Raw genomic sequence first — 10,965 nt, forward strand, 5'->3', positions numbered from 1 at the left:
TATAAATGCATTGGCTTCCTTTCTGCAAAGTTGGACGATGTAGGTAATCACTCTCTTGGTAAAAAATAAAATTAAAAATTAAAGCAAATGAAAAAAACAAAAATAATACTTTTTTCTGCATTGATAATTGCATTAGTAAGCTTCCAAAGAAAAGAAAAAGAACCTTTTAGTATAGATAAAAATTTAGATTATTGCGTAGCACAGGCTAAAAAAACATTAACCGTTTTACCAAATAGCTCAGCTATTCCCAGAAATGTGGCTCCAGGCTCAAAAGATTGGAATATGGTAGGCTATAAAGACTGGACTAGTGGATTTTGGCCAGGAGTATTGTGGTATTTATATGAATACACAGGAGATGCAAAATGGAAGGTGCAGGCCGATAAGTACAGCCGTCTTTTAACTCCATTATCGGTAAGTCCAGCTCTAGATCATGATTTAGGTTTTCAAGTATATTCTAGTTTTGGCAATGGGTATCGATTAACCAAAAATAAAGAATATTTGGATGTTATACTTAAAGCATCAGATACTTTGGCCACTTTATACAATCCTAAAGTGGGAACTATTTTGTCATGGCCGGAAATGGTAAAAAAGATGAATTGGCCTCACAATACCATTATTGACAATATGATTAATTTAGAAATCTTATTTGAAGCTTATAAAAACGGAGGAAATAAATTTTTATATGATATGGCAGTCAAGCATGCTGAAACTACCATGAAAAATCAATTCAGAAAAGATCATTCTGTTTATCATGTAGTTGTTTACGACACCATAACAGGTAGGAAAATAAAAGCGGTTACTCATCAAGGATTTGGGGATGAAACAATGTGGGCAAGAGGACAAGGCTGGGCGATTTATGGCTATACAATGGTTTACAGAGAAACAAAAGATCCCAAATTTTTGGATTTTGCACATAAGGTGGCCAAAGTTTATTTAGATCGTTTGCCTAAAGATTTAATACCATATTGGGATTTTGATGCACCTAAAATTGTTAATGAACCAAGAGATGCTTCGGCAGCAGCACTGGTAGCATCAGGACTTATAGAATTATCGACTTATACAAAAGACAAAGCTTTAGCCAAGACTTATTTGGGTAAAGCTGAAGCAATGTTGGCAGAATTGTCTAGTAAAAGATATCAAAGCGGTAATGTAAATTCAGCTTTTTTATTACATTCAACGGGGCATTATCCTAATAAAAGCGAGATTGATTATTCAATTATATATGCTGATTATTATTACATAGAAGCTTTATTGCGTTTAAAAAAGCTAAAAGAGGGAAAAGATTTATTTGCACCTCTTAGACATTAACAAGCTGGTAAGATATTAATTAGTTAACGCGCTTTTTACTAACCAAACAATATACATTAAATTTAAAATTATCAATTATGAAGAAAATATTTTTATGGTCTGTTACAGCCGCTTTAGCTGGATTTTTGTTCGGTTTCGATACTGTGGTAATATCAGGTGCGGATAAAAAATTACAGGCATTATGGCATACTTCGGACGTTTTTCATGGTTCTGTGGTTATGGCAATGGCATTATGGGGAACCGTAATCGGCGCTATTTTTGGGGGTCTCCCGACAAATAAAATCGGTAGAAAGAAAACATTGATTTGGATTGGGGTGTTGTTTTTAGTTTCTGCAATAGGGTCGGCCTTAGCTAATGATCCATTTACTTTTGCCTTTTTTCGTTTTATGGGTGGTTTAGGAATTGGGGCTTCTACCATAGCTGCACCAACTTATGTATCTGAAATTGCGCCAGCAAAAGACAGGGGACGTTTAGTTTCTTTGTATCAATTTAATATTGTTTTAGGAATATTAGTAGCTTTTTTATCTAATTATTTGCTGAGAGATGCTGGAGAAAATTCATGGCGCTGGATGGTAGGAGTGATGGCATTTCCGGCCTTTTTTTATACGCTTATCGTATTCACCATTCCTGAAAGCCCAAGATGGCTGCTGTCAAAATCAAGAAATGAAGAGGCAAAGAAAGTATTGGGAAAAATTGATCCAACTGCTAAATTGGAAGATTTAATCGAAGAAATGCATATTGGGGGCAGCGAACATAAAAAAGGGGAAACCATCTTTTTAAAAAAATACAGATTTCCATTAATCTTGGCTTTTCTCATTGCTTTTTTCAACCAGTTATCAGGCATAAACGCTTTTTTGTATTATGCTCCCAGAATATTTGCTGAAGCAGGCTTAGAAGAGAGTGCTGCTTTAATGAGCAGTATTGGGATAGGGTTGACCAATTTAATATTTACTCTTATTGGGGTTTTTTTAATTGATGTATTGGGAAGAAAAGTGCTGATGTTTATTGGTTCTATCGGATATGTTGTTTCTTTGGGACTGGTTTCCTTAGCTTTTTTTTTAGAATGGAAAGGAATGGCTGTTCCTATATTTTTATTTTTATTTATCGCTTCCCATGCAATTGGGCAAGGTGCAGTGATATGGGTTTTTATATCTGAAATTTTCCCTAATCACTTAAGAGCTAACGGACAAGCATTTGGATCATCTACACACTGGGTTTTGGCTGCAATTATACCTTCCTCTATACCCTTTTTATTCTCCACTATTGGTGCAGGAGTTGTTTTTTTAATTTTTGCTTTGATGATGATTCTACAGACCCTTTTTGTAATATTTATAATGCCCGAGACCAAAGGAAAGTCATTGGAAGAACTTCAGGAAACAGTTTTTGAGCAGAAGTAAATTGGTTTTAAAATAACTTAACAAAAGAGGTCTTGATGATCTCTTTTGTTGTTTCATTATTTTAAGTACAACTTGTAGTTTTTTAGAAGATTATAGTTAATTTGCAGATATAGTTCTAATGGTTGTTTAGGGCTTTTTAATGTATAAATTTCCAATATTTTAACCTCTGCTTTTTTAACTGTTTTTATGTTTAATAATAAGATATGTATAAAAAAGTACATGTCAATAATAAAATGTAAATTTGTATTCTTGTTTTTTTTTGCTTAACTTAAGGTATTTTAATTATGTCTGTTTTAATCTTATTGCATTAAACTATAATATGAATACTAATTTGATATCTTCAAATGAATCTTCTCTTCTATTGCGTATTGCAGCTGGCGATGAATTGTCTTATACCTTACTAGTAGAAAAATACTGGCAAAAGGTGCTTCAGCATGCTCTCAGCTTTGTGAAATCATATCCGGTTGCTGAGGAATTAGTACAAGATGTTTTTATTCAGATTTGGGAAAAACGGAAAAAACTATCTGAAGTAAACAGTTTTGAGAACTACCTTTTTATAGCGAGTCGCAATTTGATTATTAGTCATATTCGGAAAAAACTTATAGAAACAGATTCGCTAAAAGATGAAAAGCTGCAAGAGCTATTTTTTAAGCCCGACGAGCAATATGAGTTTCAGGAATTGGTCAAAATTATAAATGATGGGGCTGCACTTTTGCAAGAACCGCGTCGCTCTGTTTTCCTGTTAAGCCGTATGGAAGGTAGAGATGCCGACTATATCAGTAAGGAATTAGGAATAGCCACCAGAACCGTTCGCTGGCATTTGGTACAGGCATTAAATTTTCTTAGAAACTACATGCATAAGTATTATAATGTCAATTTATTAACGATAATTTTATTGGTAATAAATTTTTTTCCATAATTTTTTTCATTTTTCATTGCCACTTTAGCTGCCAATTCTCGTCTTTATAATTAGAGACCTGCATTTGGTCGCCCTAAAACTTGTATTTATGTATCAAAAAGAAGTATTTAAAGAACTTATGGAGCAGTTTATTTCAGGAGAGATTACTTCTGAAGGTAAAACAATGCTACTTGTAATGTTGGATGATCCCCAATATTTGGAAGAACTGAATATGATTCTTCGAGAAAATTATGACTCTGTAGAACTTCCTTCCATTAGTCCTGAGGAAACTAAAAAATTCATTGAAGGACTTAGGGAGAAAATGGATGCTTCTTCAAAAACAAAAGAGTCGTCTGTTATAAGGTTATTTAACTGGAGAAAAATAGCGGTAGCGGCAAGTGTTTTAGTAGCTATTGGTATTGGGACTTTTGTTCTTTTTCAAAAAAAAGATCAATCTCCTGTAATTGTAGCGTCAAAGGTGAGTAATGATAAAGAGCCTGCAAAAATGGGAGCAATACTGACCCTTTCCAATGGTTCTAAAATTGTTTTGGATAGCGCAGGGAATGGATTGTTAGCCAATCAAAACAATACGGCTGTTTCAAAAAAGAATGGCGGGATTGTATATAAAGCGGGCAGTGGTGCTCAAGTCGTATACAATACTATGACCACTCCAAGAGCGCGGCAGTATAATCTGGAATTATCAGATGGTACAAAAGTATGGCTCAACGCATCTTCGTCAATTACTTTTCCAACTTCTTTCGCGGCAAACGAAAGAAAAGTAACCCTAACTGGAGAAGCTTATTTTGAAGTTGCCAAAGATAAAAAGAGACCTTTTAGAGTTTTGGTAAATGATATGCAGGTAAATGTATTAGGGACTCATTTTAACGTAAATGCGTATGATGATGAAGCTACCGTAAATACCACTCTTTTAGAAGGAAGCGTGTTGCTTACTGAGAAAGGCAAAAAAGTACTATTGAAACCTGGACAGCAAGCGCAAAAACAAAAACTAGGTGATATTGTCGTAAATGATAATGTAAATTTAGAAGAAGTGATGGGGTGGAAAAACGGCATATTCTATTTTGATAATGCCAGTCTTCAAATGGTTTTACGAGAACTAAGCCGTTGGTATGGGGTAGATGTTGTATTTGAAAAAGGAATACCTGAAAGAACATTTGAAGGAGAAATACAAAGGAATTTACAGTTATCACAAGTATTAAAAATTTTAGAAAAGAATAAAGTTCATTTTCAAATCGATGGAAATGTTTTAAGAGTGATGCCATAATTAGATTAGAACGGGGAAACCCATTTTTATAAAATATGTATTTGTTATCCATAAAAAAAGCCAGCAGATGTTGGAAGCATTGCTGGCTTGTTCCTAAAAAAGGAACAGTTGATGGAAAAATAGATAGATAAACCCAGTAACGAGAATTCATTATTAACCAAAAACAATTACCAAAAGTATGAAATTATTATTAAAAGCCAAGCCAAAAAATTATTGGCTAACTAGTAAAACCTGGAAAGTTATGAAATTAACATCCATATTAGTTATTGCGCTGACTTTTCAAGTTTCAGCAGCAGTGTCCTCACAAACAATTACTTTCTCAGGAAAGAATGTGCCGTTTAAAAAAGTAATATCGGTCATGAAAGATCAAACTAATTATGTTTTTTTCTATGACATGGCTATCTTAAAAAATGTTAAGCCAATTTCCATTAATGTTGTAGATGCCCCGATTGAGAAGGTGCTGGAACAAGTTTTCGCAGAAACACCAATTACATGGATTATTGAAGGAAAAACAATTTCATTTATTCCTAAAGTTGAAAAGGCAAAAGAATCAACCAATTTGCCAATTCAGCAAAATATAATTAAAGGTAAAATTACTGACGAAAATGGAATTCCTTTACCAGGGGTTACTGTACTTGTAAAAAATACAAAAGAAGCAACGTCTACAGATTTAGATGGTAGTTTTGAATTAAAAACCTCAGATAGCGAAAGTATATTAGTCATTTCGTTTGTCGGTTTTGCTACCAAAGAAGTAAAAGTTTCTAAATCAGAAAATTTAAAAATTGTTTTACTGCAAGAAACAAGTAAATTAGAAGAAATCGTTGTTATAGGCTATGGTACAAAAAGGCGTAAAGATTTAACAGGAGCTGTGACAACATTGTCTTCTGACAGCTACAAAGATCAGCCTGTATTGAATTCGGCTTCAGCTTTACAAGGCCGTGTAGCAGGAGTTTCTGTAAGTAATAACTCAGGCGCTCCGGGAGGAGGAATCAAAGTTCGTATTAGAGGAGCAAATTCTGTTAATGCCGGAAATGATCCACTATATGTTGTAGATGGTATTGCATTAAGCAGTTTAGGATTTCAAGATGTAAATGTAAATGACATTGAATCAATGGAAATTTTAAAAGATGCTTCAGGAACTGCTATTTATGGTTCAAGAGGAGCAAATGGTGTAATATTAATTACTACCAAGTCCGGTAAATCCGGAAAGTCTAAAATTCAATATAATTCTTTTGTGAGTTTTAATAGTCCTATGAAGAAATATGATTTGATGGATGCAGTTACTTATGCTAAAGTAGCCAATGTTACTGCAGGTGCAACCATATTCTCAAATCCAGATTCATTTGCTAATAAAACAACTGATTGGCAAAGCTTGATTTTTGCAAATGCTGTAACTCATAATCATCAACTTTCTGCGTCAGGGGGAAATGAAAATACTAAATATTTTATTTCTGGTTTTTATACCGACCAGCAAGGTTTACTCTTAAACAGTTCTCAAAAGAAATTCGGACTTCGTTCTAATTTAGGTATAAAATTGAGTAATCGTTTCAATTTAGACCTTGGAATGTTTGTTAGCAGAATTAATTCTAAAAACAATACTGATACGGGAAGTAAAGGGAATCCTGTTATGTCTGGAATCACATGGGCTCCCACAGAGTCTGTTTATGATGACGAAATAAAAGGATTATATAACCGTGTAGGGGTATCACCAATTTGGTCCAATCCATATATGGCTTTAAAAGAAACAAATAATAATGATTTTTCAAATATTGGAATTTTTAATGGTAAATTAAAGTATAAAATTACTGATTGGTTGAGTTTTACAGTCAATGCAGGATTAGATATGAAAATTTCTAAAGGAGCATTTTTAAACAATGACTGGATTAGTCCCGGGAATATGGGGTCAGGTCAAAGCATGAACGAATCATATACTTTTCAAAACAGTAATGTCCTTAATTTCCATAAACGTTTTAATGATGTTCACGACCTAACGGTGACTTTAGTTACTGAAAACACTTCTAATAAAACATCTGGATTTAATGCCAGTGGTTCAGGATTAACATCTACAACAAATGGATATAACAATTTGTCGCTGAATGCAAGTCAAAGTATTTCTTCTTTTTACTCTAACTGGGGGCTTTTGTCCTATATGAGTCGTTTGGAATACTCCTATAACAGTAAATATCTTTTAACTGCAACAATGAGAAGAGATGGATCTTCTAAATTTCAAGAAAAAAATAGATGGAGTAATTTCCCATCCATTGGTTTAGGATGGAAACTTTCTGAAGAATCATTTATCAAAAATTTAGGTCTTTTTTCGAATCTTAAATTAAGAGCCGGCTGGGGAGTAACGGGTAACCAAGCTATCGGACCATACAGCACATTAGGATTGATGAATCCTGTTAATTATTCTTATGGCACCACTAATGCTTACTTGGGTTATACTTTAGGTAACCCAGCAACACCAGATGTAAAATGGGAAACCTCAAGACAAACAGATATAGGTTTTGATATGGGATTATTAGATGATAGATTAACCATCACCGCTGATTACTACAATAAAAACACCAGTGATTTATTATTGTTTACCAATATTCCAAATTACAGTGGAGGCGGATCATTTTTGAAAAATATCGGTGAAGTAAATAATAAGGGATTTGAATTTTCGGTTGATTATACTGCCATTCAAACTAAAGATTTCAAATGGTCATTCGGAGGTAATTTTTCTACTAATAAAAATAAAGTTGTAAGTCTTGGAGAAGAATCAATATTATTAAGAGGGCCAATTAATGGATTGGTTACCAGTCAGATTCAAGCAGTTAAAGTTGGTGAGCCATTAGGGTCTTTTTATTTAATTCCTTGGACTGGTATATATAGCAATGACGATCCTACTCTTGGTTTTAAAGCTGGGGATAACCGTTATACAGATGTTAATGGCAATAAGTCTATCGGTTTTGAGGACAAAGTAATTTCAGGTTCGGCAACACCTAAGTATCAGTGGGGATTTGATAACAAAGTTAATTATAAAAATTTCGAGTTGAATGTATTTATCCAAGGAGCGCATGGAAACAAAATGTTTAATGCTACCTATGCTGCAACAGCAGTCCCTACAAGCGATGTTGCTTATCCAACATTAAACGAAGTATCTGATTATTGGACTCCTCAAAATACAACTGCAGCTTGGGCTAATCCTGGAAGTAAGACCAATAGGAACATTGTCGAGTCAACTCGTTTTCTCCAAGACGCTGGTTATATACGATTTAAAAACATTAGTCTATCTTATTCACTGCCAAAAGATTTATTGAAAGTCTCGTCGATTAAATTATCTATTAGTGCACAAAACATGATAACTTTTACTAAATATAAAGGCTTTGATCCTGAAGCATCTTCAACTTCAGCATTTAGTGATGCAGACGCAGGTATAGATATGGGTGCATATCCATCTCCAAAAACAGTGACTTTGTCTCTTAACATAGGGCTATAGATTATTTATTAGAAACACTTAAAGTAAAAGAAATGAAAAAATATATTTTTTTAATTGTTGTGATGATTGGTATTTCATCCTGCAATGATAATTTAGATGAAACTCCAAAAGGAAGCCTTACGCCAACCAATTTTTATAAGAATAATAATGATTTGAATATGGCAGCTGCTGCATTGAGTATTCAAGTGAATGGGGCTTTTAATCAAACTGGCGGGCTAGCTGTCACCTATGGTGCTGATGATATATCTGTTCAAAGAGCTGGTAATAAATTTGGTTATTCTGATTTTGATGTATTTAATGCTACATCATCCAATGACAGGATGACTGTGTGGTGGAACGGCTTCTATGCTGCGATTAAATCATCTAATGCACTGATTAAAAATTATCCAAATGCTAGTGAGGCTACTGAAACAGAAAGAAATAGTGCAGGAGGTTATGCTTATTTTGCACGAGCGCTTAGTTACTTCTTTTTGACCAGAGTTTGGGGAGCTGTCCCTATGCCAACCGAAGCTGTTGTTTATACTGATTTACCTAATTCTCAACCAGAAGAAGTTTATAAGCTAATCGTAGCCGATTTAAAAATGGCTGAAACAATGCTTCCAGATCATTGGGATGGTGTAAGAGTTCAAAATGGAGTAGATGTTTTTCCGACAAAAGGCTCTGCAAAAGCACTATTGGCCAATGTCTATCTTACCATGGCTGGATGGCCGCTTAAGCAAACTGATAAGTATGCATTAGCTGCTGATAAAGCAAAAGAAGTTATTGATGCAAAAGCAACATGGGGGTATAACTTGGAACCTAATAGTGCTAATCTGTTTGATATACAACATAAGTATAATCATGAGACTGTTTTTGGATGCTATTACAATGCAAACATACCTGTTTGGTCATGGGAAAACGGTAATATGAGCGGCCCAAACAGTCTTGCGCCTGAAGATGAGGGAGGATGGAGTGATGGATATGCTGAAATTGCATTTTACAATAAATTTCCTGAAGGACCTAGAAAAGATGCAACCTATCAAAAAGTATATTTTTTGAATGGAAATCCTAATACTCCAGGGGATTACACGCAAACAATACGTAAACATCCTTATTTCTTAAAATATCGTTTTGATGATTCCTACAATAAAACAACTCATACAGCGTCAAATTGGTGGGGAAGCATGACTGTTCCTGTTATACGCTATGCTGAAGTATTGCTTACCTACGCCGAAGCAAAAGCTATGTCTGCAGGTCCAGATGCAACTGCTTATGCTGCTATCAATGAAGTAAGAACCAGAGCTGGCTTAGCTAATCTTGCATTTGGCTTGTCTCAAACTGATTTTAAGGCTGCAGTTGTAGCTGAAAGAGGATGGGAATTTGCCGGAGGTGAACCTGCAAGCAGATGGTTTGATCTTATTAGAACTGAAACTGTTGCAAAAGCTCTTGTTGATCGTGATCCATCCGAAGTACCTTTAATCAATCACCCGGACGATACTAATCATGCCTATTATTGGGCTCCAATCCCAAATGTGAAATAAAATGCTTTTATTGACAAATGTGAATTGTGTATTTTTAATTAGATAATGATTTCATAATACATAGTTTCTAAATAAGAGCAAATCCAGTAGGGAAATAAAACTACTAAATAAAGAAGCCAGGTTCAGAGTTAATTTTGAGCCTGGCTAATTTTAAATATGGGGAAATGATAAAAAAATGTACAAATAATTTTATAAAATGAAATTATTTATACTTAAAAATGAATTAATATAAATAGCGTTTAATTTTAATGTTTTAAATGGGCGATAATTTATGTAAAATGAATTATAATTTATCTTAAAAAATTAGCATTGTAGGTAATTTTGATACTCAGGTAAATTGTTGTGGTTGACTAGAGCCTATTTTCTTATTTGTGCTTATTTCTTCATATGCGATAGGATAGGGAGCAGTAATTTTGGTCCTTATAATTGAAATTTTTCCAAATCATTTACGTGCCAGTAGACAGGTACCCGATTCTTCATGTATTGGGTATTGGCAGTAATTATTATGCTTATGTTTTCTTTTTTTGTGTGATAATTGGAGGAAATGATGTTTTGTTTTACCATAATGATGGTGTTTCAATTTGCTTTTTTGCATTATTTGAAATGCTATAAAAGAGGAAAAAATCGCCCCTGGGAATTTCAATAAATGATGTTAAGTCGAAGTAAGGTTTCCTAAATAATAAATTTAAATAAAAAAAATACAAGTAAAAACAGTAAAATAACAATGAATAAAATAAAACGATCCATTGTGAAAGTAAAACATAAAAGTATGCTCCTGATGTTTTGCGGTATCTTAATGTCAAGTGTGGCTTTTGGACAGGAGAAAGCTAAAGGAAAATTGGCTGACAAGCCTGTATTCAGTGATCCAATCTATGATGGTGCGGCTGACCCGGTAATTATCTGGAACAAAAAGGAGAAAAAATGGTTTATGTTTTATACCAATCGTCGTGCGGCGGATATGACTCAGGAGGGATCAAAATGGGTGCACGGAACACGAATTGGGATTGCAGAATCGATCGATGGAGGAGCAAACTGGAAGTATCGGGATACTGCGAACATTAAATATCATCCAACTC

The 10,965-nt window shown here is 34.2% G+C and carries 6 protein-coding genes and 1 pseudogene; all 7 read left to right on the forward strand.

Going from position 1 to position 10,965, the window contains the following annotated elements; genetic code table 11:
* Positions 1-87 precede the first annotated feature (87 nt).
* Entirely contained in the window at positions 88-1,308 is a 1,221-nt protein-coding gene (locus AC1DVP_RS16860) for a glycoside hydrolase family 88 protein (RefSeq protein WP_477184654.1), read from the forward strand.
* A gap of 77 nt (positions 1,309-1,385) precedes the next feature.
* Positions 1,386-2,705, forward strand: a complete 1,320-nt coding sequence (locus AC1DVP_RS16865) for a sugar porter family MFS transporter (protein WP_477184655.1) — start codon at positions 1,386-1,388, stop codon at positions 2,703-2,705.
* A 319-nt stretch (positions 2,706-3,024) separates the two neighbouring features.
* On the forward strand, positions 3,025-3,624 hold the full coding sequence (locus AC1DVP_RS16870) for an RNA polymerase sigma factor (protein WP_477184656.1): 600 nt from the start codon (positions 3,025-3,027) through the stop codon (positions 3,622-3,624).
* Between the two features lie 88 nt (positions 3,625-3,712).
* Positions 3,713-4,885 (forward strand): FecR family protein, encoded by a 1,173-nt coding sequence (locus AC1DVP_RS16875; RefSeq protein ID WP_477184657.1) that lies wholly within the window; start codon positions 3,713-3,715, stop codon positions 4,883-4,885.
* A gap of 178 nt (positions 4,886-5,063) precedes the next feature.
* Complete coding sequence (locus AC1DVP_RS16880) at positions 5,064-8,369, forward strand: TonB-dependent receptor (protein ID WP_477184658.1); 3,306 nt, start codon at positions 5,064-5,066, stop codon at positions 8,367-8,369.
* A gap of 32 nt (positions 8,370-8,401) precedes the next feature.
* Positions 8,402-9,889, forward strand: coding sequence for a RagB/SusD family nutrient uptake outer membrane protein (locus tag AC1DVP_RS16885; RefSeq protein ID WP_477184659.1), 1,488 nt, complete (start codon positions 8,402-8,404; stop codon positions 9,887-9,889).
* 778 nt (positions 9,890-10,667) lie between these two features.
* A pseudogene (locus tag AC1DVP_RS16890) lies at positions 10,668-10,965 on the forward strand (glycosyl hydrolase); the annotation flags it as partial.

The organism is Flavobacterium sp. P3_A6 (assembly GCF_056403035.1).